General features: G+C 59.0%; 21 protein-coding genes. 15 read left to right on the forward strand and 6 right to left on the reverse strand.

What is annotated here, in order from left to right; all coding sequences use genetic code 11:
• The first annotated feature begins 14 nt into the window (after nt 1-14).
• The 10 genes from ACFQY0_RS13895 to sufD all read left to right on the forward strand — a co-directional run bounded on the left by ACFQY0_RS13895 (nt 15) and on the right by sufD (nt 8,074).
• Nucleotides 15-563, forward strand: coding sequence for a macro domain-containing protein (locus ACFQY0_RS13895; RefSeq protein ID WP_379713432.1), 549 nt, complete (start codon nt 15-17; stop codon nt 561-563).
• A gap of 39 nt (nt 564-602) precedes the next feature.
• Nucleotides 603-1,622, forward strand: a complete 1,020-nt coding sequence (locus ACFQY0_RS13900) for a hypothetical protein (protein WP_379713434.1) — start codon at nt 603-605, stop codon at nt 1,620-1,622.
• A 107-nt stretch (nt 1,623-1,729) separates the two neighbouring features.
• Nucleotides 1,730-3,172, forward strand: a complete 1,443-nt coding sequence (locus ACFQY0_RS13905; RefSeq protein WP_379713437.1) for a PQQ-dependent sugar dehydrogenase — start codon at nt 1,730-1,732, stop codon at nt 3,170-3,172.
• 222 nt (nt 3,173-3,394) lie between these two features.
• Nucleotides 3,395-3,826: a Fur family transcriptional regulator gene (locus tag ACFQY0_RS13910; RefSeq protein WP_379713440.1), complete on the forward strand. Its 432-nt coding sequence runs from the start codon at nt 3,395-3,397 to the stop codon at nt 3,824-3,826.
• A gap of 36 nt (nt 3,827-3,862) precedes the next feature.
• Complete coding sequence (sufC, locus tag ACFQY0_RS13915; protein ID WP_379713443.1) at nt 3,863-4,615, forward strand: Fe-S cluster assembly ATPase SufC; 753 nt, start codon at nt 3,863-3,865, stop codon at nt 4,613-4,615.
• A gap of 61 nt (nt 4,616-4,676) precedes the next feature.
• Nucleotides 4,677-6,110 carry a Fe-S cluster assembly protein SufB gene (sufB, locus tag ACFQY0_RS13920; RefSeq protein WP_379713446.1) on the forward strand — a complete coding sequence of 478 codons (1,434 nt, stop codon included), beginning with the start codon at nt 4,677-4,679 and terminating at the stop codon, nt 6,108-6,110.
• Between the two features lie 11 nt (nt 6,111-6,121).
• A complete protein-coding gene (locus ACFQY0_RS13925; protein ID WP_379713449.1) occupies nt 6,122-6,310 on the forward strand; it encodes a type II toxin-antitoxin system HicB family antitoxin in 189 nt (62 codons plus the stop codon).
• A complete protein-coding gene (locus ACFQY0_RS13930) occupies nt 6,307-6,480 on the forward strand; it encodes a type II toxin-antitoxin system HicA family toxin (RefSeq protein ID WP_379713452.1) in 174 nt (57 codons plus the stop codon). The genes ACFQY0_RS13925 and ACFQY0_RS13930 overlap by 4 nt, the downstream gene beginning before the upstream one ends.
• Nucleotides 6,477-6,725, forward strand: coding sequence for a hypothetical protein (locus ACFQY0_RS13935; RefSeq protein WP_379713454.1), 249 nt, complete (start codon nt 6,477-6,479; stop codon nt 6,723-6,725). Before ACFQY0_RS13930 ends, ACFQY0_RS13935 begins: the two co-directional genes overlap by 4 nt.
• A 35-nt stretch (nt 6,726-6,760) precedes the next feature.
• A complete protein-coding gene (gene sufD / locus ACFQY0_RS13940) occupies nt 6,761-8,074 on the forward strand; it encodes a Fe-S cluster assembly protein SufD (RefSeq protein ID WP_379713456.1) in 1,314 nt (437 codons plus the stop codon).
• A gap of 119 nt (nt 8,075-8,193) precedes the next feature.
• Here the strand turns inward: sufD and ACFQY0_RS13945 are convergent, their stop codons facing one another.
• The 4 genes from ACFQY0_RS13945 to ACFQY0_RS13960 all read right to left on the reverse strand — a co-directional run bounded on the left by ACFQY0_RS13945 (nt 8,194) and on the right by ACFQY0_RS13960 (nt 11,537).
• Nucleotides 8,194-8,826 (reverse strand): AAA family ATPase, encoded by a 633-nt coding sequence (locus ACFQY0_RS13945; protein ID WP_379713459.1) that lies wholly within the window; start codon nt 8,824-8,826, stop codon nt 8,194-8,196.
• Nucleotides 8,819-9,094 (reverse strand): hypothetical protein, encoded by a 276-nt coding sequence (locus ACFQY0_RS13950; protein WP_379713461.1) that lies wholly within the window; start codon nt 9,092-9,094, stop codon nt 8,819-8,821. Before ACFQY0_RS13950 ends, ACFQY0_RS13945 begins: the two co-directional genes overlap by 8 nt.
• A 240-nt stretch (nt 9,095-9,334) precedes the next feature.
• Nucleotides 9,335-9,964, reverse strand: a complete 630-nt coding sequence (locus ACFQY0_RS13955; protein WP_379713464.1) for a peroxiredoxin — start codon at nt 9,962-9,964, stop codon at nt 9,335-9,337.
• 130 nt (nt 9,965-10,094) lie between these two features.
• Entirely contained in the window at nt 10,095-11,537 is a 1,443-nt protein-coding gene (locus ACFQY0_RS13960) for a Gfo/Idh/MocA family protein (RefSeq protein WP_379713467.1), read from the reverse strand.
• Between the two features lie 172 nt (nt 11,538-11,709).
• Here ACFQY0_RS13960 and ACFQY0_RS13965 point away from each other — a divergent pair, with 172 nt between their 5' ends.
• From ACFQY0_RS13965 to ACFQY0_RS13985, 5 genes are read left to right on the forward strand one after another with little or no spacing between them, the layout of a single operon-like run.
• Nucleotides 11,710-13,188 carry a Wadjet anti-phage system protein JetA family protein gene (locus tag ACFQY0_RS13965; RefSeq protein WP_379713469.1) on the forward strand — a complete coding sequence of 493 codons (1,479 nt, stop codon included), beginning with the start codon at nt 11,710-11,712 and terminating at the stop codon, nt 13,186-13,188.
• 27 nt (nt 13,189-13,215) lie between these two features.
• Nucleotides 13,216-14,973 (forward strand): APC family permease, encoded by a 1,758-nt coding sequence (locus tag ACFQY0_RS13970; protein WP_379713471.1) that lies wholly within the window; start codon nt 13,216-13,218, stop codon nt 14,971-14,973.
• A 23-nt stretch (nt 14,974-14,996) separates the two neighbouring features.
• Nucleotides 14,997-15,674, forward strand: coding sequence for a DUF4194 domain-containing protein (locus ACFQY0_RS13975; protein WP_379713473.1), 678 nt, complete (start codon nt 14,997-14,999; stop codon nt 15,672-15,674).
• A gap of 15 nt (nt 15,675-15,689) precedes the next feature.
• Nucleotides 15,690-19,016 (forward strand): SbcC/MukB-like Walker B domain-containing protein, encoded by a 3,327-nt coding sequence (locus tag ACFQY0_RS13980; RefSeq protein WP_379713476.1) that lies wholly within the window; start codon nt 15,690-15,692, stop codon nt 19,014-19,016.
• Complete coding sequence (locus ACFQY0_RS13985; RefSeq protein WP_379713478.1) at nt 19,013-20,242, forward strand: Wadjet anti-phage system protein JetD domain-containing protein; 1,230 nt, start codon at nt 19,013-19,015, stop codon at nt 20,240-20,242. The genes ACFQY0_RS13980 and ACFQY0_RS13985 overlap by 4 nt, the downstream gene beginning before the upstream one ends.
• On the opposite strand, the gene ACFQY0_RS13990 is transcribed toward ACFQY0_RS13985, so the two are convergent.
• Nucleotides 20,227-21,246, reverse strand: coding sequence for an aldo/keto reductase (locus tag ACFQY0_RS13990; RefSeq protein WP_379713783.1), 1,020 nt, complete (start codon nt 21,244-21,246; stop codon nt 20,227-20,229). The genes ACFQY0_RS13985 and ACFQY0_RS13990 overlap by 16 nt on opposite strands.
• A 41-nt stretch (nt 21,247-21,287) precedes the next feature.
• Nucleotides 21,288-22,121 (reverse strand): class I SAM-dependent methyltransferase, encoded by an 834-nt coding sequence (locus ACFQY0_RS13995; protein WP_379713480.1) that lies wholly within the window; start codon nt 22,119-22,121, stop codon nt 21,288-21,290.
• Nucleotides 22,122-22,165 lie beyond the last annotated feature (44 nt).

Raw genomic sequence — 22,165 nt, forward strand, 5'->3', positions numbered from 1 at the left:
ACCCTCTGCACGGCATGAACTACCGTCTCCTCCACGCCAACATCGTAGAGACCAGTGCCGACGCTTTGATCTATTCCACAAACGTCCAGCTGATGCTAGGCGGAGGAGTCGGAGCCTGTCTTCTTGAAAAGTTTGGCAGCGACTTCCAGAGACAGCTTCAAGGCCAACTCGACAAAAGCGGTCGCCAGCTAGCCAAAGTCGGAGAGATCTTTCACACCGACATCACCGATGGCCCATGGAAGCTCATCATCCACACGGTCGCTGCTGATCCGTTTTACCACACTGATCCTGAAGTCGTTCGATCGCTACTCGCTCGGTCATTTGCGACGTGCAGAGAAAAAGATGAGATCCGCTCGATCATCATGAGCCCGCTTGGAGCAGGGTACGGGGATCTTGAACTGGATGTCTTCCTTCGCATTGCCTCGGAAGAAGCCCTCAAGTTGGAGGGTTCTCAAATCGAGAGTTTAACCATCTGCTGCGATTGGGACTCGGCCGTCGATGATCTCGCCAAAACCGCAGAAACCATGGATCCCCCCTGGTCAATCGAGACATCACGCCGCTGACTCATTGACCCACTTCTGGAGCTTCCCTAATGAGTCGATATGCGACTCCTTGGAATCCTGCTATTTTCGGCAACCATCACGACAGCCCTCGGTAAACCTGAAGGGCTATTCTGGTTTCTCCGCACGAACCACACCACCGCCGAAGCCCTTAGAAAATCCATTTCGGAGAACACGCTTCCAAGCGATCAATTCGAACAAAAAATCGATTCCCTCATCGCCCAGAACACCGTCACAGAGTTGGCGAAATTCGATGGCGCTCTGGAAGACCAGAAAAAGGTCTCGCACGAGAAATCAACGGGGGAAATCGAGATCAAGGAAATCGAAGAAGTCATTCCAATGGGCATCCGCCTCGACGTCGCTGCAAACATTTCAATCAAAGGCCCACTGATCGACCTCGCTTACCAAGCCTCCATTCAGGAAAAGGACAAGCGGCTCCAGTGGAACAAATATGAAGCGACAAGCGCCGCCACGTTTATCGGAAACCGCTGGCACTGCATCCACTACTGGAGGAGAGCCGATGAAGTCACGCTCCTCCTCACCCGTCTAAGCTCCATTCCTGAAGCCGAAGGCATCACCAGCTCGAATGTTTCCACGCTTCATCTGAACTACGAGCTCCTATCCGTTAGCCCTGCGGATCTCGCCAAGTTCGGGAAATCGACCCCCGCCACGAGAAGCAAGGCAATCATCTGGCTGCGCGGACAAGCCGAGGTGCTCGACGAGACGAGAATCACCTGTCGCTCAGGCGAAAAAGGCACCCACATGCATAGTCTCGACGTTCTCACCGAAGACAACGATCTGTGGGACACCTGGAACCTCGGATCGACCGTTTCGATTGAAACCAATATCGCTGCCTCCGGCCTAACAGCCAACCTCGTTCTTGAGGCAAGCTGGCAGGACCCGAAAAAGTCGCAACCTGAACCCGACTATCGTTTTGAAGTAAGAAAGGAGTTGAAAACCGGAGTTACCGAATTGATTCACCCCAGTTCAAAACCCGCCAAGACCGACTCCGAGATCATCATTCTCATCACCCCGGAGATCATCAAGGCCGAGTCCAAATGATGTGAGTAGCCCAGGGCCTTTCCCACGCTCCAGACTACAATTATCCACCATGATTGATTCGCCCGATTGCGATTCCCTCAATCCCCTGCTAGGACTTCCTTAAGCACATGAAACGTCTCCTTCCCTTTCTCATCGCCCCCGTCATTTCCCAAGCCGCAGACGAGGTCCCGGACTACAAGACGATGAAGGTCACTGAGGTTTATGCCAACCTCTGCGCCGGCTGCCACGGGAAGGACATGACCGGCGGGCAAGGCCCCTCACTCATCGATGGCGAGTGGAAGCATGGCGATACGGACAACGCGATTTTCCAAACCATCCTCAAGGGCAATCTCGATTTTGGAATGACGCCGTGGGAAGGCATCCTCACCGACAAGCAAATCCGCTCACTCGTCATCCTCATCCGGGAAAAGGAAAAGGAAGCCATCGCCAACGGCATCAACTTTCCCGAACCGGAAGTCGGCAAAGTCGTCGAAACCGAACTTGAGAAATACCAAATCGAAATGGTCGTCAATGAAGGGCTGGAAATCCCTTGGGCCATCTCTTTCCTCCCTGACGGTCGCAAGCTCATCACCGAAAAAGAAGGCCGCCTGCGGATCGTCGGCAGCGACGGCAAGCTCGACCCGAAAGCCATCGAAGGCACCCCTGAAGTCCTCGTTCACGGGCAGGGCGGCTTGATGGATGTTGCCGTGCATCCCGACTACGAAGAGAATGGCTGGATCTACCTCGCCTATGCCGACGGTTGGCGCGACAAGCCCGAGAAAAAGGGCAAGGAAGGCAAAGCGAACGCCATCACCGCCATCGCCCGCGGCCGTATCAAGGGTCACCAATGGGTCGACCACGAGGAGATTTGGAAAGCCGACAAGAAGTTCTACACCAGCGCCGGCGTCCACTTCGGCACGCGCATCGTCTTCGATAATGGCTACGTCTATTTCATCGTCGGCGAACGCGGCGGAAACATGGAAGCCCAGGATCTCAAGAACCCCAAAGGGAAGATCTACCGCCTCTTCGATGATGGCAGCGAGCCAAAGGACAATCCCTTCTACGGCAAACCCGGCGTCGCCAAAGGCACCTGGACCTACGGTCATCGCAACCCCCAGGGCATGGACATCGATCCCCGAGACGGCAGCCTTTACATCACCGAGCACGGCCCACGTGGTGGCGACGAACTCAACTGGATCCGCCCCGGCCTCAACTACGGTTGGCCCGTCATCACCTATGGCATGAACTACAACGGCACCCCTCTTTCCGACATCACCGAGAAGGAGGGCATGGAGCAACCGGTCACCCACTGGACCCCGAGCATCGCCACCTGCGGCCTCGCATTCTACAAAGGGGACCAATTCCCCGCCTGGCAGAACGATCTTTTCGTCGGCGCCCTCAAACAACAAGAGCTCCGCCGCCTCCGTCTCAAAGACCGCGAAGTCACCAGTCAGGAGGTCATCCTCAAAAACATCGGCCGCGTCCGGGATGTCAAAACCGGCCCCGATGGCTTCCTCTACGTCGTCCTCAACGACCCCGACAAAGTCATCCGCCTCGCCCCCGCGAAGTAACCGCAAGGAGCAGCGACTTCAGTCGCTAGTGGAGCCCCAGCCGCCCCCCTGAGGCCAGTAACCCTCGGCAATTCTCAATTCACTCCTCCTCGAGGAGTGCAAATCCCTTCTCCTCGCCCCCTCCATACCCTCTAAGAACCCCAAACTAATAATAATTAGAATAGTTCTTGCTCTCAATTAGAACCATTCTAATTTCTCGCCGACCCAAGCGGACAAAAAACCATGATCTCCAAGCAATCAAGCCTTCATCCATCTCCTGAGGGAGAAATGCCGGCGGAAATTGGTGGCCTGCGTATGACCAAGCAGCGTTGGGAGACCTATCGCCTGCTGATGAATCAGCGCGACCACCCGACCGCCAACGACGTCTTCATCCGCATCAAGGACCGCCTGCCCAACATCTCGCTGGCCACCGTCTACAACTGTCTCGAAGCCCTCGTCCAGCATGGCATCGTCCGTCAGGTCAACTTCGACCGTGAGCCTTCCCGCTTCTGCCCGAACCTCGCCGAGCACGGCCACTTTCACGATCAGCGTTCCGGCTCGATTCGCGACATCGCTTTCAAACCCGGTGTCAATCTCGCCGACGTCCTCGACCTCCCCGAAGGCACCCTCATCACCGACATCGAGCTCACCCTCCGCGGCGAGCTCCCCAATTAATTACTCCATTTCAAATTTCAAATCTCTTTAATTACCATGTCCCTAGTAGTCACAGACCTCCACGCGCAACTCGAAGACGGCACCCAGATCCTCAAAGGCGTCAACCTTGAGATCCCAACCGGTGAAGTCCACGCCATCATGGGCCCGAACGGCTCCGGCAAGTCCACCCTTTCCAAAGTCATCGCTGGGCATGAAAGCTACGAAGTCACCACAGGCAGCGTCACCATCGATGGTGCAGATGTCCTCGAGATGGACATCGATGAGCGTTCCCGCGCCGGAGTTTTCCTCGCCTTCCAGTACCCTCACGAAGTTCCCGGCGTCTCCAACGCCAACTTCATCCGCGCTGCCCTCCAGGCCCGTCTTCCAAAGGGCGAAGAACTCGACGCCGTGGCTTACTACAAGGACCTATACTCCAAAATGGATCTCCTGGAAATGGATCGCAAGTTCACCGCCCGCGCCGTCAATGAAGGCTTCTCCGGTGGTGAAAAGAAGCGCAACGAGATCCTCCAGATGATGATGCTCGACCCCCGCTACTGCATCCTCGACGAAACCGATTCCGGCCTCGATATCGATGCCCTGAAGATCGTCGCGAAAGGTGTGAATGCGATGCGCTCGCCGCAGCGCGGCATCCTCATGATCACCCACTACCAGCGCCTGCTCGACTACATCAAGCCCGACCACGTGCACGTCATGGCCGAAGGCAAGATCGTCCGCTCCGGCGGTCCCGAGCTCGCCCTCGAACTCGAAAAGGACGGCTACGAATTCCTCAAGGAAGCCGCCACCGCCTAAAAACATAATCCCATATGCCTTTCACTGATCACTGCTAACTGATCACTCGGCACTTTCCATCATGTCCTACGACACCTCCACTCTCGACACCGAAACGCGCGACGCCATTGACGTCGATCGCACGACCGGTGACTTCAAATTCCCCGAGCGCCACAAGTTCGACGCCGGCCGCGGCCTCACGTCTGCGACCATTGACTACATCGCCGACGTCAAGAAAGACCCCGACTGGGTGCGTGAGTTCCGCCACAAGGGCCTCAAGACCTTCCTCGAAAAGCCCATGCCCACCAACTGGGCCACCGAGGACCTCAACAACATCGATTTCGACATCATCCGCTACTATCTCTCCGACGGAGAGAAGCCCAAGCGTTCTTGGGACGAGGTCCCGGCTGAAGTGCTCGAAACCTTTGAGCGCCTCGGCATCCCCGAACAGGAGCGAGCCTTCCTCGCCGGTGTCGAAGCCCAGTATGACTCCGAGGCTTCCTACTCGAACATGAAGGAAGAGCTGAGCAAGCTCGGCGTGATCTTCGTGACCTCCGCCGATGGCCTCAAGGAGCACGAAGAAATCTTCCGCCCATGGTTCGGAAAAGTCATCCCCACCGGCGACAACAAGTTCTCGGCGCTCAACAGCGCTGTGTTCTCCGGCGGTTCGTTCATCTACATTCCGAAGGGCGTGAAGCTGAAGCAACCGCTGCAAGCCTACTTCCGCATCAACTCGGAGAACTTCGGTCAGTTCGAACGCACCCTGATCATCGCCGACGAAGGCGCCGAGGTGATGTACATGGAAGGCTGCACCGCTCCGAAATTCGAAACCGCCACGCTGCACAGCGCCGTCGTCGAACTCGTCGCCCTCAAGGGCGCCAAGATCCAGTACGTCACCGTGCAGAACTGGAGCTCGAACGTTTTCAACCTCGTCACCAAGCGCGGCCTCGCCATGGAAGACGCCGAAGTCCGCTGGATCGATTGTAACATCGGCTCACGTCTCACGATGAAATACCCGGGAGTCATCATGAAGGGTGAACGCGCTCGCGGCGAAGTTATCTCGATCGCGCTTGCCAACTCCGGCCAGCATCAGGACACCGGCGCGAAGATGATTCACGCCGCCGACAACACCACCTCAAACGTCGTCTCCAAGTCGATCTCGGTTGGCGAAGGACGCTCGACCTACCGTGGTCAGGTCCACATTCCCAAGCACCTCAAGGGCTGCAAGAACAACACCGAGTGCGACGCCCTGCTGATCAATTCCAACAGCCGCACCGACACCTACCCAGCGATCACTGTTAAAGGCAACCAGCACGCCACTCAGCACGAAGCCAGCGTCAGCCAGGTTTCGGAAGACATGCTCTTCTACATGCAGCAGCGCGGTCTCAACGAAGGTCAGGCGATGTCGCTCGCTGTTAACGGTTTCATCAACGACCTCGTCCGCGAGTTCCCGATGGAGTACTCCGTCGAACTCAAGCGCCTGATCGACCTTGAGATGGAAGGCTCCGTGGGATAAATTACATATCAATGAAAGCAAGTTTCACCTACTGGAAAGACGGCGATCATTTCATCGGATTCCTCGATGAATATCCCGATTATGAAACCCAGGGAGAAAGCCTTGATGACCTGAAAGAGCATCTTCTCGATCTCTATCAGGACCTCTCGACGGATACCGTTCCCGGTGTCCGCCATCGTGGCGAGCTTCAGGTTTCATGAAACGAGCCGACCTTCTGAAGAAACTTGCTGACCTTGGCTGTGAACTCATCCGCCACGGAGGAAAACACGACTGGTATCAAAACAAAAAGACCGGTGCCTGCCAACCGATCCCCCGCCACCGCGAAATCAAAGAATACCTCGCACGCTCCATCATTAAGAAACTTTCATGACCTCCGAAACTGCCCAGGTTCCCGCTTTTCCTGAAAAGTATGCCGCCCTTTGCTTAGAGGGTGAGCATTCGGAGCGCATGACTCCAGACGAACGATTGATGTTCCTCGAATCAATGCGCCAAGCCTTCTACGGATACGATCCCACCACCCATCCGGGCATCAGGCGTATTTTCACTCTCGTCGATTCGACAAGCGAGGAAATCATCTCTCAAGTTGACCTAGGCGACTACCGCAGACGCAATTAGCCCAATTTTCTAATCTCCCACTTTCTTCTTCCCCAATGTCCACTGTGCTCGAACAAGCTCTCTCCATCCTCGACAAGGCTCCGGAAACTCCGGCCGATCTTCCTACCTGGTTTGCCGAACGTCAGCGTTCCGCCTGGCAACGTTTCCTCGAAACCCCCGCGCCAAAACGCAATGACGAAACCTGGCGTTTCTCCAGCATCAAGCAGCTCGATTTTTCCGGCTACCATACCGAGATTGAAGTCCCTGAAGAAACCGGCACCCTGATCGAACGCTCCCAAGGCCTCGAGGAATCCGCCGCCAAGTTCATCTTCGTCAATGACACCCTGATCGAGATCGAGTCGAAGCTTCCCGAAAGCGTCATCTGCATGCCGCTCGCCGAAGCCCTGATTCTCCACGGCGATCTGGTGAAGCAGCATTTCATGCAGCAGGACACCCGCCTCGGCTCCGCCAAATGGGCCGCACTGCATGAAGCTCGTCTCTCGAACGGCCTCTTCGTCCACGTCCCCGACAACGTCGAAGTGGAAGGTACGATCGAAGCCTTCCACTGGCTCTCCGGTGAAAAGAGCACGATCTTCCCACACACCCTGGTGGTCACCGGCGCGAATGCGAAAGTCCGCGTCATCGACACCTTCCTCTCGGAAAACGAAAGCGACGCCGGCCTCTGCATCGCCTTCAACGACCTCTGCGCCGGCCCCGGATCGAAGCTCGACTACCTTGCCATCCAGGCCTTCAACGAGAGCACCAAGGTCATCCAGATCAACGAAACCGGTGTCGCCCGCGATGCCACCGCCAAAGGCTTCGTCCTCAACACCGGTGCCAGCTGGGCACGCAACGAATCGCTCTCCCGCCTCGAAGGTGAAGGCTCGCACTCCGACATGCTCAGCGTCAGCGTTCCCGCCCGCACGCAGGAATACGACCAGCGTACTTTCCAGCATCACGTCTCACCCGGAGCCTACAGCGACCTGCTCTACAAGAACTCGCTCTACGATAAGTCTCGTACCATCTTCTCCGGCCTGATCTTCGTCGATGAAAAGGCCCACCGCACCGATGCCTATCAGACTTGTCGCAACCTCTTCATGAGCCCCGATGCCGAAGCCAACTCGATGCCCGGCCTCGAAATCAATGCCGACGACGTCAAGTGCTCGCACGGCAGCACCAGCTCGCAGATCAGCGAAGAAGAAATCTTCTACCTCCGCGCCCGCGGCATCGACCCCGTCCGCGCCCGCCAGCTCATCGCTCGCGGCTTCTCCGTGGAAGTCATCGAACGCCTTGGCAACGACAAAGTCGAAGAGCTCGTCCTCAAGCACCTCGACGACAAGTTCGCCCACATCGCCACCGGCGGGGCGTAATATCGAGAAGGAGTTTGACCTGTCCATCGTAGCCTCTGGCGAAGTAGGCAACTCGTCCCGCCAGTGATCCCGGCCCGCGGAGAGGGGGGCTTCTTCCCTCGTTCCGGAGGGCAAGCCACCTAAAGCCGCAAAGCCGCCGCAAGAATCGGCTTCGCCCAAACTGGCACCTTCTTGGGCTCCGCCATTTCCACAGCGGCTCCATTCCGCATGGAGAGTAGAAAGAGCGGCTGCGGCGTCTGGCCTTTCGCCGGATCGGCTTCGATCGAGTTATCGAACACGCGCAGCTCGGCAAGATACGGAATCAGTCGGATCAAATTGAGCAAGGACCTCTCCCAACGCTCCCGGATCTTCGACTCCGGGATGTCATGCCCACCCCGAGCCACTCTTTGCCTCACCCGCTCGATGTGTTTCTCAGGGCTGTCGAGACCGACATAAAAAACCCGCACCGGCGTGCCGCCAATCGCCGCCTTCAACAAAAGATCCGCAATCGAGTTTCCTCCAAGAGTCGTTTCAAAGTTGAACGCAAGGTTCTCTGCAATCGCCACTTCAAGTCGCTCCTTCCCCATGCGCCACGCCCAGGCATTCGCCTGCTCTTGGCTCAGCTCAGGCCGTGCATCTCGATAATGTCGGGCCGCCTCATCGGGGTTAAAATACTCACCTCCATTGGCTCTCAATGTCGCACCCGCGATGCTGCTCTTGCCCGCGCCGTTGACGCCGGCCAGCACCACAATCGCCGCACGCGACTCAGGCATCTTCGTTCTTTTCGTTGTCGGCGACAGCGGCGGCACCCAGCTCGCAAGGCTTCGCCGAAAACAGAGTATCCACGGCATCGGTCGCCTCCGGAGTTTGCATCGCCCCGAACTTCCGGTCGAACTCCGCTTCAAGCGAACCCAGCACCGTCTCCCGCAAGCGCAGCAGTTCGATATACTCGTCGACTCCCACGATCACCGCACTCGGCTGGCGGTGATTGGCCACCGCAATCGATCCACGGGGGCCGAGATTCCGGAAAACGTCAGCCATTCCCCGTTTGAGATCCGTGGCCGCAATGCCTGGAAGCGCCTTCAAACTCGCGTCTACCCGAGTCCCCGCCAAACCAAGACGCTTCACAGCAGACGAAAAATCAACGACTTCCGAACTCATCCCCCAATTAAGACCATAATGGCTATTTTGGCAATTATAGATAATTTTTCCCGAATAATCCCAAAAAAAGGGCGACCTCTCGGCCGCCCTTCTTCAAATCAAAATCGGATGCTCCGTGGCTTACTTGCCGCCGAGGTAGTCCGAGACGCCGTCGTGATCGGCGACCATTCCCTTGTCGCCCTTCTGCCAGTCCATCGGGCAGACTTCACCGTGCTGCTCGAAGTGCTGAAGAGCGTCGACCACGCGCAGACACTCACGGATCGAGCGACCGAGCGGCATGTCGTTGACGACCTGGTGACGGACGATGCCATCGCGATCGATCAGGAACAGGCCACGGTAGGCGACCATTTCGCCTTCCACCGCGAAGTTGCCGTTTTCATCGACGGTCTCCTCACCGGCGAGCACGTCGTAGGCGAGGGAGATCGTCTTGTTGATGTCTGCGACGAGCGGATAGGAAACACCTTGGATGCCGCCCTTTTCACGGGGGGTGTTGAGCCACGCCCAGTGCGAGAATTCCGAATCCGTCGAGCAACCGACCACGGCCACATCGCGCTTTTCAAACTCGGCGAGTTCTTCCTGGAAACGGTGAAGTTCTGTGGGGCAGACGAAAGTGAAATCCTTCGGGTAGAAGAAAAACACGACGTGCTTTTTCCCGAGGTACTGGTCGAGCGAGAAGCCCTCGATGACGGTTTCGCGCTGGACCGCTTTGGCGGTGAAGGATGGTGCTTTCTTTCCAATGAGTAGGGACATGGCTTGTTGGTGGGGTTACGCCGTCTGCTACCCTGACCCCGGGCTTTTGGTCAACGCCTACTCGCCCGATTTCACGCCTCTTCGCCAGAATCCCATCCCTCCGGCCTGTCCCTCAGGATGTCACCCATCCTCAACCAATCTTCGGCAGCTCGAATCCTTCGCGGTAGCTGCGGCTCAAGTAGGCGTTGGCTTTCTCGCCGATATCTCCCGTGAAGCGCTCACTAGCCGAGTCCAGATCCATCACCGGACTGAGGGCAATCCCCGGGTCATCCAGTGAGATGCCGTGGAGAACGAGACGTTCATTGGCCTGATCCACCAGCTCCGCCCACTCGGCCTTCGATTGATTGACGTCCATCGCCGCATCGCGCGAGTACTTGCCACCTACCTTGTAGCCGACGTTGGCCAACTCGCACCAGGAACTCGAGTAGTGGCCCTGCACGACATCGGCATTGAGGATCGAGCGCTTCCGCTCTCTCACGGCATCGATGAAATTCTCCATGTGGCCCTTGCCACCATTGCCACTGAACTTGCGGATGCGCTTGTTGTCCTTGTCGTAAGCCGCGCCACCGCCCCGGCCACCGCTGTAGCGACCACCCTCGCAATGCACGGTGTAACCGCTGCGCGTTCCCATGTAAGCCGGCGACGCCTTGGACCCCGGCTTGATCGAGAGGTTCGAAAGATCAAAAAGCACCGGAATGCTGCCACTGTCATAGTAGGCAAAGTGGACGTTCGGAGTTTCCCCCGCATCGTCCCAAAGCATGCGCCCGCCACCGACCAGCAAGCGCTTCGGCAGACCGACCTTGTCGGCAAGCCCGACATTGCGGACATCGTCGAGGATATGCACACCCCAGTTGCCCATCTCGCCATTGCCGGTGTTCCAGTCCCAGTGCCAGTCGTAGTGGAGCCTGCTGCGGTGCAATTCACGCTTCTCAGCCGGGCCGCACCAGAGATTGTAATCGATGCCTTCAGGAATCTTGAGGGCACCATTTGACTTCGCGACAGGCTCGCGCAGGCCATAGCGGTTGGCGCGGATGTACTGGATCTCACCCAGCCCCTTTTCCTCGTGGAGGAAACGCCGGATCTCGTCCTGCACCGTATCCGACCGCTGCTGGGTTCCGACCTGCACGATCCGATTGTAATGTTCCGCAGCCTCGATCAATCGGCGCTGCTCGGCCAGATTGTGACCCAGTGGCTTCTCGACGTAGACATCCTTACCTGCTTCGCAGGCCCAGATGGCGGCCAGACAGTGCCAGTGATTGCAGGTTCCGATGATCACCACATCCACCTCCTTGTCATCGAGCGCCTTGCGCATGTCCTGCCCGGTCTTGGCGCCCGGCGCGATCTTCAGACCCTCCTTTGCCCGTGATTCATCGGCGTCGATCAACCAGGTGATCTTAAGACCCGGAACCGCCGCAGCCTGCGTGGCGAGCAGTTTGCCACGATCCCCCAAGCCGATAACTGCTGCGTGAATTTCTTCACTCGGAGCCGCCATTCCCCGGCCTACCAGGGCAAGTGTGGAGCCAGCGGCGAATAAGGACTGTTGGAGGAAGCGACGGCGTGGAAGTGCGTTCATAAAATCTGAAGTAAGTAACGTTTCATCGGATGATTTCTTTCTTCCTCAACTCATCCAAGGAGAAAAACCGTCTCAGCCGCCCCCCACCCCTCAAGCCCTTGAAAACCTTTTCTACTCCTCCCACTGCCTCCACCATTGATTCCCCGTGCCCCCGATCTAGTCTGGCTGTCCCATGGCGGCGCCCTCTCTCAGTGAAAAACTTCACGCACACGTCTCGCGCGACTTTTTCCGACCCCTGACCCGCCCATCGGCCGCCATCTACGTCGATTGCGCCGAGCGTCTCGCCGAGGAAGCCGGTGAAGCCGGGCGCCTCCCTCACAGCGAAGCCGTTGCCATCGTCCGCGAAGTCCTCGCCGCCCACCCCGACGTTGTCCTCGACGACGATGAAGGAGCGGCCCTGCGCGACATCCGTCAGCGCGCCGGCCAGATCTTCAACCGTCTCTGCGACGCCAAATGGATCGAAGACCAGCAGCTCGGCCTGCACGACCGCCACGCCCTGGTCTCGCCCGGCCTGCGCCCGATGCTGCGTTTACTCCGCGACCTCGCCGAAGATGAAATCGCCGAGCTGAAAACCTTCGCCGACACGGTGCGCGGCGTCTGCGAAACGCTCGAACGCGATGGCGTCCTCGACACCCGGCTTCACGAACCGGACGAACTCCGAGCCACCATCACCGACCTCAACTCACGCCTCGAAAGCGCCCTCATCCAGCTCCATGGAGTGGAGAAAATCATCTCCATTTTCGATCGAAAGCAGCGCGCCAGCGAGACTCCCGCCGAGACCCTCCGTCTGCTCTACTCCGAGTTCGGAGCCGGCCAGCACATGGTCTGCTACGATGCCCTTCGTAGAAACGGCCTGCTGCCCCGACTTTCCGCCCTGCGGGGAAAAGTTGCCGATCTTCGCGACAACGAGCAACTCAAGGACCGCCTCGCCCAGGCCATCGCCGCGCACTACGGCTGGTCCGAAAGCGAAGCCTTCGAGCGCGCCGTCCGCGCCCTGCGCGATCTGGAAAACCGGCTTTCCGCCATCCGGCTCGTCGCTGACGCCATCGACGCCCGCATGGCCGGCTTCAACCAGCTTTCCCAACAACGCTACCGCTACCAGACCGAGCTTCGCGGGCGTCGACCGGAGATCGTCAAAGCTTACTGCGACGCCATCAACGACTCCCTCGCCGACACGCGCCTTTCACAGTACAAGGATGAAGCCCCCGACTTCCCGGTGCTCGCACCCGAACTGCGTTTCTACTATGGATCTAGTTCTTTGGCACGGACCCGCCGGGCGAAAGCGGCCGCCGACCTTTCCTTTGGCGGCATCCGCGATCGGGAAGGCGACGAACAGGATGCACTCGCCGCCCTTCGCGAACGTCAGCGTCTCGCACTAACACCCCAACGTGCCGCGCGCTTGATCGCTCGACTGATTCCCGTCAAAAAAGGCGTCGCCTCTTCCGAGTCCTTCACGGCGGCAAACGTCGACGAAATGCTCGACCTGCTTGCCATCGCCGCCTACCACCATTCGCCCGCGCCAGGCGGTAAAACCGTCCGTTGGTCGATCGACGGCCCCGGCCTCACCCACCGTCTCGACCCACAATCCGTCCCGCAGGACAGTCAGGCCGGATGGAAAATGGACCGCTTCGAGATCACCCGCCAATCATAACCCGAGCTGATCAACCCTTCCCACACGATGAAAACGGAAGTCAAAGCCAAGGCACCTAGCAAAAAACTTGGCGAACTCGCGTCCACTGCGATCTGCGGAAACGACATCACTTCCTCATGCCTCTACGTCTCCGCTCTTGCCATCATCTATGGCGGTCGTTGGGGTCCCGTGGCCCTGCTGCTCGTCGCCGCCGTGCTCTATCTTTTCCGCTCAATCTATAGCGAAGTCGTCGGTGCACTGCCGCTAAATGGAGGTGCCTACAATGCGCTTTTAAATACGACAACCAAGTTCCGGGCATCGATCGCCGCGTGCCTCACCATCCTTTCCTACATGGCCACGGCGGTGATTTCCGCCAGTGAGGCTTCGCACTACGCCCATCAGGTGATTCCTCATCTTCCCGTCTTTGGGGCAACTGTCGGACTGCTCGCATTCTTCATGATCCTCACCATCATGGGCATCAGCGAGTCGGCAAAACTCGCCATCGGCATCTTTCTTTTCCACATCGTCTCACTCGTCGTCCTTCTCGGTGCAGGAATCTTCTACCTTTCAACTCATGGCCTCGGGCAACTGATGGAAAACCTCGCCACACCCGTCCCCGGCGGCATGGGGAAAGCCCTCCTGTTCGGCTTTTGCGCGGCCATGCTCGGCATCTCCGGATTCGAAAGCTCGGCCAACTTCGTCGAGGAACAAAAATCCGGTGTGTTTCCGAAAACGCTGCGTAACATGTGGATTGCCGTCTCGTTTTTCAATCCGTTGATGGCGTTGCTCGCCCTTGCCTTGATTCCCTCCAGCCAAGTCGCGGCCCACGAATCCGCGCTGCTCGCCCACATGGGCAGGGAGTCCGCCGGCACATGGCTCGGCACCCTCATTTCCATCGATGCAGCCATTGTGCTGAGCGGTGCCGTGCTCACCAGTTTCATCGGCGTCAATGGCCTCGTCTCCCGAATGACGCTTGATCGCTGTCTGCCCCAGTTCCTTCTCAAGACCAACCGCCGCGGCACAACTCATCGGATCCTCATCGCCTTTTTTCTCCTAACCGTCTCCGTCCTGTTCATCACTCATGGAGATCTCAAGGCGCTCGCCGGTGTCTACACGCTCTCATTCCTCGCCGTCATGCTGCTCTTCTGCATCGGCAACATCCTTCTGAAAATCAAGCGCTCGAGCCTGCCGCGACCGGTGCGTGCTTCATGGCCTACCGTCATCCTGGCCATGATCGCCGTCAGCATTGGTCTCATCGGAAACGCCGTGATGAATCCCCCCTATCTCCGCGTCTTTGCGGAATACTTCATTCCCGCGGCGCTCATCGTGGTGGTGATGCTGACCCGCACCCAACTGCTCAAGGCCCTGCTTTTCACGACACGCTCCATCATCGGCGCGCTGGTCGTTCCCATGAACCACCTGACACACCGAACCCGCGAACTCATCGACAACATCAACGCCCAGCAGGTCGTCTTTTTCAGTCGTGGCGACAACATTGCCAACCTCAACCGAGTAATGCTCTACGTCCGCCAGAACGAGCACTCCAACGGTATCAAGATCGTCCATATCATCAAACCCGGAGCACCGAAGCCCGATAAACTTGCGGGTGAACTCAAGGTCCTCAATGAGGCTTATCCGGAAATCGACATCGAGTTCGTCGTCATCGAGGGAAGCTTCAACCCGGCTCTCATCAAGGAGCTTTCCAAGACCTGGAAGATTCCCACGAACTTCATGTTCATCGGCTGTCCCGACGAGGGCCTCGCCCACACACTCGAAGAACTGGGCGGCGTCCGCGTGATCGTCTGACCTGAAACCACTCCACTTCACTCATGTCCGAAGAGCCAACTCCTTCTCCTGCCCAATCATCCGATCCGCTATGGCCCGGTTTCTGGCCAGACGTCCCGAGCGAAGACCGCGCCCCGCTTCGCGAGATTCTCGCCGAGCTTCTCGGACGCGGCGTCGTCCTTGGCGACACCGGTGCCGGCCGCGACCTGTTCCGGCTCGCCCGCGATCACTACCAGCGCCACCTTTCCGACTACCTCGCCCCACTCGGGCTTGAGCTGATCATCGATGACGAAGTCCTCATCCTCCAGGCCCGACCACGTCCCGAAGCCTGCCTCCTGCTCGGCCAATTCACCAAAGACGAAACCCTCATCCTGCTCGTCCTGTGGCGCGCATGGGACGACCAACGCAGCAGTCAGGCCGCCGACAAAGTCATTCTAACCGTCGACGAGCTCTGGAACCAGTTCCGCACCACCTTCGATAAAATCGAGCCCCCTCAAGCCACCCATCTCGACGCCATCCTTGCCAAGCTCAAGCGCCACCGCCTGATCCGCAGCCACCGTCCCGATGGTGCGACCCAACCCGGCGAGACCCTCATCGAGATTCTCCCCAGCCTCGCCCGCACCATTCCCTTCGATTCGATCGAGGAATGGACGGCCCGCAAGGACCTCTACGAAGCCGCATCCCGCGACGAGACGGCAGAAGCTCCTACCGTGAACGAATAACTTTCCTCACCACCCTTGAACACCCGCGTCCACCTCAGCCGGATCATCGCCTACAACTGGTATGGCTACCGCCGCATCATCGAGCTCTCCGGGCTCTCACTCATCACCGGGGCCAATGGCTCGGGAAAAAGCGCGCTCCTCGACCTGCTTCAGTTCGTTCTGTTAGGCGAGCAACATAGCCGCTTCAACAAGGCCGCCGCTGGAGCCGGCAGCGGTCGCACGCTGCGTGGCTACTGCCTTTGCGATACCAACACCGTCGGCAAGGACGGCCAGGAACGCTACCTTCGCCCCTCGGGTGTCACCCTCGCCGGCCTCGAATTCACGTGGCCCGGCAAAGACGGCGAAGAACCACGCCGCGAAACCTGGGGTGCGCGCATCGAATACGAAGGCCCGACCGCCAAGCCGCGCACCGTCTGGTTCACCGTGCCCACCCGCTTGGAAGGAGAGGACTTCCTCGGCCAGGACCTCGTATCCGATTCCCTTCAATTCCTCACTGAGGATGAATTCCGGGTCCACGTGAAGCGTGAACTCGAGGGTGAAATCTTCGACCGCCAGACGACCTACCTCGAGGAAATGGGCTCGCGATCCCACCTTGGATTCGATCGCAAGCAGATGAACAAAACCCTGCCGAACTCGATGGCCTTCCAACCGGTCGAGTCCTTCGAGAAGTTCACTCGTGAATACTTGTTAGAACAGGCGCTTCCCGACGTCGCCACCGTCCGCAGCAGCGTCGATGCGCATCGTCGCGCCCAGGATCGCCTTGAGAAAATGCGCGACCAGCACGAACGCCTTTCCCGGATTGGCGAGCGCCATCAATCCTGGCTGGAAGCCCGCCGTGAGTCGGCACTTTTCCGTCATCTGCGAGATGCCCTTTCTCACGAGGAACGCCGCGAAAAGCTCGAAAAGTGCCGCGCTGAACTGAGCGCCCTGCGCCACGAGCACGCCGAACAGCGTGCCGATCACGAAGCGGCCCTGAAGGAACGCAACGAGCTCGATTCCCAACTCCGTGAAGTCCGCCTCGTTGCCGGCAACGACACCCAGATCACCGCGCTCGCCAACCAGCGCAGCCGCCGCGACGAAGTCGCTAGTGATCTCAGCGAACTGAACCTCGCCGCCAAAACAGCCCGCGAATATCTCCACGACCGCATCTCACACTGGAAGCAGTGGCTCAAGATGGCCGAAGGTCTCAACCTCAAGACACCGGATAATACCAGCGAATGGCTCGAAACCATGCGCGGCATCGATGAAGCCGCTGGCCTCGACGCCGCGGAAAAAATGCCGCGGATCTATCATGAACTACACAACGACGCGACAGACAAGCTCCGCCCGGTTCGCGAAAAGCTCAACGAGCTCGAAAGCCGCGAACTCCGCCTCAAACGCGAGCTCGAGGATCTGATCCACAAAGGAAGCTCGCATGCCTCCCCCTTGCTCGACGCCTTGAAATCCCGTGGCCAAAAGGCCGAAGCGCTCGCCCGCGTGATCGAAGTCAAACCGAGCGCCGAAGCCTGGTGGCCGCTGCTCGAATCCCTCCTCGGCGACGACCGCCAAGCCGTGCTCGCCGACGACTTCCGCGCCGCCTGGGAACACGCCAACAAGGTCGGCATCAGCGACGAAGCCCTCGTCCATCCCGACGAACTCACCCCCGCCAGCGAGGCGACCCAAGGCTCCGTCGCCTCCCTCTTCGACACCCAGCACCCGCTCGCCGCTCGTTTCCTCCAGCATCGCTACGGCGATCTGATCACGGTCGACAAGTCCGCGAAACTCGACAGCCACTCCCGCGCCCTCTCGAAAGACGGCTGGCTCAAGGATCCGCCCCTGCGCATCCGTCTTCAGCCCTCCAGGGATCTAACCATCGGTGAAGAAGGTCGCCGCCGTCTCGCCGCGCGCCTTGAAGAAGACCTCGCCTCTCTAACAGAAGAGATCGCCGGACTGCGCCGTCAGCAGGACGAGTGGCAGACCTTTCTCCATCGCGGCACCCACTGGGAACTCGACAAAGCCACCCGCCCCGAAGGCACCAGCCGGCTCCACAAGCTTCCCGACCTGCGCCAGGAACTCCAGCAACTGGAAGAAACCATCCGTCTGCTCGCCACTCCGGAACGCGAAGAAGTCGTCGAAAAACTTCGGGTGCTCGAGAACACCTACAAAGGCGTTGCCGAGCGTGTGATCCGCCTCGACGAGCGGATGAACAAAGCGCGCCAGCGCGAAACCGAGCTCAGCGACAACGAAGAACACTTCGCCAGCGAAGAAGAACGCTACCGAATCGAGCGGCAGCACAGCCGCGAGTCCCTCGATGGCTTTCTCGATTCCGAAATCGAAGAACGACTCAGCGCCTGTGTCGCGGAATTCCCAAGCTGGTCCAAGCGCATCGAAGCTGCCGCACTCGTCGTCCAGACCCAGCTGCACGATGCCGACAAGGCCCGCGACGAGCGCCAGCGCGAACGGCTGGCCCTCGCCGAGTCCCACCCGGAAACCGCCGACGCCTTCGATCCCGAAGACGATGACAACAGCCGCTATGAAGTCCGCCGCATCGAGCTCGAAGAGCACGACCTCGAGCGCTTTACGCAGGAAGCCGATGACGCCCGACGCGAGTGGGAGGACCGCCTCCAGCATCAGGTGTTAGATGTTTTGAAAGAGAAGCTCGACGAAGCCGAGCGCACCAAACGCGAGCTCAATAAGGCCATGGATCATGAGATTGGCGGCTGGCGTTACCAACTGAGCATGCGAAAGGACCTCAGCCACACGGCCATTTGGGCCCTCGTCGACAAGGGACTCAATCCCGGCCTCGAACTCATGGCTGCCGCCGCGAAGGAGGAAATTGAGCATGCCAAAGCGGCGCTCATGGAAGCCATCGAGAATGCCGACGAACCACGTCACCAGCGCGCACTCGACTACCGCTACTACCACCACTGGGATATTCAGGCCCATCCGGTCGGCCAGGGTGAAAGTGCTGCCGTTTCGCTCAACAAAAGCGCCAAAAAGCAGAGCGGCGGAGAAAATCAGGCACCCTTCTTCGTCGCCATGCTCGCGGCTTTCCAGCGGGTTTACGATCTCGGTGATCGGAACCCGAAACCGAATCTCGGCGTGATCATCATGGACGAAGCCTTCTCGAAACTCTCCGGCGACCGCATCGACGCCTGTCTCGCCCTCGCCCGAAACTTCGGATTGCAACTCGTCATGGCCTTCCCCGAAGACCGCCTGCCAACGATGATCGAGCACGCCGAAACCGTGCTTCAATGTCGCGTCGAACGCGCCTACGACCGCGATCGAAACGGAGCCATCGCCGACATCGAGAACTGGGTCGTCAAAGTCGACCGCGACCTTCTTGCAGACGCTCTAACATGAATCATCCCGACTGGCTCACCGAGTTTCACCGTCGCTGGCACACCGCCCGCAGCCGGACGACTCAGCTCAGCAGCCGCGCCTACGGCATTCACTGGACCGAACTTCTCGATGCCGCCGGGATCACCCGCGTCGAAGATATCCGCACCGCGACCCGCGAAGCCGAAACGCTTGAGCGTGAGGGAAAGCTTCATCTCAAGCGCCACAAATACCGCCGCGAGATCATTGAGCGGCTCGTTCTACCGCTGGAATCGGAAAGCTGGCTTCACGAGCTTTTCGGAACCGAAGACGGCGCCGCGATTCTGACTCGCTCGCTCAGGGTCATCGACCGTCAGCCCGATCACCCGCTTCTTCCCGACGAATGGTCGACCCTTCTTGCCAAGCTTCACGGGCTCTTCCGGGAAGGCATGAGTCTGCGTCCTTTCAGTTGGAAAAGGCCCGAACATCTTTCCTCGCTCCTCGACCTGCTCTTCAATCTCACATCCCGCACATGGCCGGAGGGCACCCTCATCCGCAGCGCCAGCATCGACCTTGGATACGACTCCAAATTTCTCGAGCGCCGCGAGCGATCGATCAATGCCGGCCTCAGCCTGATGTTCGCACGATCCAGCAGTCTTGCGGAACTTGGTTTCATCATGAGTGAAGCGATGCTGCTCACCCAGGGACCTCTTGTTCTCCACTTCCCGGACGGCAGGTCGATCGACTACAGTCACCGGGCACCTCACAAGATTTCCCTGGCCGATCTCGAACTCGCCTCCCGGATCGAAACACCTGCCAGGCGTCTGCTCAGCATCGAGAACAGCAAAACCACCTTCCGTCAGTTCGCCGCCGCCAACCGGGATACTACGACACTTCTAGTAGCCAGCTCGTTTCCAACTGCCGCCCTCATCACCCTGCTGCGGAAACTGCCTTCCCGTGTCGAGCTTCACCATTTCGGCGACAGCGATGCTACCGGCTTCCTGATTCTCCTGAAGATCCGCGAAGTCGCCCCCCGCCCTGTTCACGCCTTCCACATGAAATGGCGCGGCCCTGATCCTGACGTGCCCCTTTCGGACCGGGACATCGCGATTCTCGGAAACCTCTCCGAAAACCCGCTTCTCGCCGATTGCCAGGGCGAAATCAACGCCCTCACCTTCACTCAGAGCATGGGACGCTTCGAACAGGAAAGCCTCGGCCCTCCCACCATTCAGGGCTGGCCGTTCTTCGAGGCCGATCACCCCATGGGATAGAGGATTTCTTTGCTCACCGCATCAATCGCCTCAAGCGTCGCATCGTCGAGCCTCAGCCCGGCGGCGGCCAAAATCGGCTCGAGTTGGTCCTCCGCGCTCACTCCGATGATGGTGCTGGCCACATAATCGTGCTGCTTGCTCCAGGCGACCGCCAGCGTCACCGGGTCCATTCCCGCAGCCGCCGCGATTTCCATGAAACGCTTTGTCGACGCCACGCTGCGGTCATTGACGAAGCGCGCCGCCATCGCCTTCTGACGCGGTCCACCATTTGCAATGTAGTCGCTGAATCGCGCCCCCTTCGGTGTCGCTCCATCATTGTATTTCCCAGACAGCACGCCACCTGCAATCGGACTGTAGGCCAGAAGACTGACCTTTTCCCTGCGGCATACGTCCGCCAGTTCGTCTTCGAAGCGACGGTTGTTCAGTGAGAAATTATTCTGAATCGTATCCATGCGGGTGTAGCCACCGCTGTCCGACGCCCACAGCGATTTCATCAGGCCATAAGCATTGTCGTTGCTGGTACCGATCGCCCGCACCTTGCCCTCGCGCACGAACTCATCCAGGGGCTCGAGCATGTCTTCGTAACGCATGCCGTGGTCCGGCCAGTGGATCTGATAGAGATCGATGTAATCGGTTTTCAGTCGACGCAGGCTTCCTTCGAGTGCTTTGCGCAGATGGCAGCGATCCAAGGCGTTCTTCCCATGCCGAATCGGAGGATTGAACCAACCATGCGCCGCTCCCGCAATCTTGGAGGCGATGATCACACTTTCGCGCGGCTTGTCCTTCAACCACTTGCCGACGACGAGCTCCGTATCACCCGCCGTCTCGGCGCTCGGAGGAACCGGATAGATTTCCGCAGTATCAAAGAAGTCGATCCCCGCGTCCACCGCCCGGTCCATGATTCGAAAACTCTCCTTCTCATCGGTCTGAAGCCCGAAGGTCATCGTCCCCAAACAAATCTCGCTTACTACGATGCCGCTGGTCCCAAGTCGTCGTTGATCCATGCCCCAAACCTGCCCGGCATCGATCGCGGTGCAAGCCTCGATCACCCGGGCCGCCGCGCGCTGAAGACCTGGTAGCGGATCGCGCCAAGCACGTAGGCCGCCCATATCCTGTTCAGCGTGAGTCCCATCCTCACACTTCGACGCCAATCGGAGCCCAAGGCTTCTTGCATCCCCCGATCGCTGAGTGCCAGCCGCAGTGCCCGTTTCAGGCAGTCCGACCAGGTGCGCTCCACCTGACGGCTCAAATCATCCACCACGAGCTGTTCCGCTCCGGCCTCATCGAGGTATTCCCGGATCCTCCCCTCATCCGCCATGCCTCCCAGCATCCCGTCGCGGCGAATCGGATCGATCAACAGACGCTTCTCCCAGGCCCTGAGCCGATCACCTTCCATCCAACAGGCCAGCACCACCCGGCCGCCCGGCTTCGTCACGCGCAGCATCTCACTCACCGCCGTCTTCGGGTCCGACATGTGCTCGAGGCTTTCAACCGCCATCACCGCATCGAATTCCCCATCAGGAAGATCATTCTGCAGCCAGTCTCCCAGACGCACATCGGCCCCCGACGCCGCCTGCTCCCACTGCTTTCGCGAAATCGTCACTCCGCCTGCTTTGACACCGAATCGATCCACAAGATCGGACATCATCCTGCCAAAACCACAGCCCACGTCCCAGACCCGCTGCCCCTCCCGAAGGTGCAGACGGTCACCGATGAATTCCGTCATCCGCGCCGCCGCCTCCGATCTCGATTTCACCCCATCCTCCCAGAGCCCATGATGCAGGTTCTCCTCCCAGATCATCCGGTAGATCGAATCGAGTTCATCGTAATGGGCCGCGACATCGTCATCGCGGCAGCCTTCGGCAACTCGTTTCATCATCGCCAAAGTCCTGACAGAAAAGCTTCGACCGGTCAGCTTGCAAT

The organism is Haloferula chungangensis, from assembly GCF_042664875.1.
GTDB classification, from domain to species: Bacteria; Verrucomicrobiota; Verrucomicrobiia; order Verrucomicrobiales; family Akkermansiaceae; genus Haloferula; species Haloferula chungangensis.

Bases quoted from the DNA above. Each gene is read 5' to 3' on its own strand.
- ACFQY0_RS13895 (WP_379713432.1), top strand. From the start codon at position 15: ATGAACTACCGTCTCCTCCACGCCAACATCGTAGAGACCAGTGCCGAC.
- ACFQY0_RS13955 (WP_379713464.1), bottom strand. From the start codon at position 9,964: ATGTCCCTACTCATTGGAAAGAAAGCACCATCCTTCACCGCCAAAGCG.
- ACFQY0_RS13995 (WP_379713480.1), bottom strand. From the start codon at position 22,121: ATGATGAAACGAGTTGCCGAAGGCTGCCGCGATGACGATGTCGCGGCC.
- ACFQY0_RS13945 (WP_379713459.1), bottom strand. From the start codon at position 8,826: ATGCCTGAGTCGCGTGCGGCGATTGTGGTGCTGGCCGGCGTCAACGGC.
- ACFQY0_RS13905 (WP_379713437.1), top strand. From the start codon at position 1,730: ATGAAACGTCTCCTTCCCTTTCTCATCGCCCCCGTCATTTCCCAAGCC.
- sufD (WP_379713456.1), top strand. From the start codon at position 6,761: ATGTCCACTGTGCTCGAACAAGCTCTCTCCATCCTCGACAAGGCTCCG.
- ACFQY0_RS13930 (WP_379713452.1), top strand. From the start codon at position 6,307: ATGAAACGAGCCGACCTTCTGAAGAAACTTGCTGACCTTGGCTGTGAA.
- ACFQY0_RS13965 (WP_379713469.1), top strand. From the start codon at position 11,710: ATGGCGGCGCCCTCTCTCAGTGAAAAACTTCACGCACACGTCTCGCGC.
- ACFQY0_RS13950 (WP_379713461.1), bottom strand. From the start codon at position 9,094: ATGGCTGACGTTTTCCGGAATCTCGGCCCCCGTGGATCGATTGCGGTG.
- ACFQY0_RS13990 (WP_379713783.1), bottom strand. From the start codon at position 21,246: ATGGATCAACGACGACTTGGGACCAGCGGCATCGTAGTAAGCGAGATT.
- ACFQY0_RS13900 (WP_379713434.1), top strand. From the start codon at position 603: ATGCGACTCCTTGGAATCCTGCTATTTTCGGCAACCATCACGACAGCC.
- ACFQY0_RS13975 (WP_379713473.1), top strand. From the start codon at position 14,997: ATGTCCGAAGAGCCAACTCCTTCTCCTGCCCAATCATCCGATCCGCTA.
- ACFQY0_RS13960 (WP_379713467.1), bottom strand. From the start codon at position 11,537: ATGAACGCACTTCCACGCCGTCGCTTCCTCCAACAGTCCTTATTCGCC.
- ACFQY0_RS13925 (WP_379713449.1), top strand. From the start codon at position 6,122: ATGAAAGCAAGTTTCACCTACTGGAAAGACGGCGATCATTTCATCGGA.
- ACFQY0_RS13935 (WP_379713454.1), top strand. From the start codon at position 6,477: ATGACCTCCGAAACTGCCCAGGTTCCCGCTTTTCCTGAAAAGTATGCC.
- sufC (WP_379713443.1), top strand. From the start codon at position 3,863: ATGTCCCTAGTAGTCACAGACCTCCACGCGCAACTCGAAGACGGCACC.
- ACFQY0_RS13910 (WP_379713440.1), top strand. From the start codon at position 3,395: ATGATCTCCAAGCAATCAAGCCTTCATCCATCTCCTGAGGGAGAAATG.
- ACFQY0_RS13985 (WP_379713478.1), top strand. From the start codon at position 19,013: ATGAATCATCCCGACTGGCTCACCGAGTTTCACCGTCGCTGGCACACC.
- ACFQY0_RS13970 (WP_379713471.1), top strand. From the start codon at position 13,216: ATGAAAACGGAAGTCAAAGCCAAGGCACCTAGCAAAAAACTTGGCGAA.
- sufB (WP_379713446.1), top strand. From the start codon at position 4,677: ATGTCCTACGACACCTCCACTCTCGACACCGAAACGCGCGACGCCATT.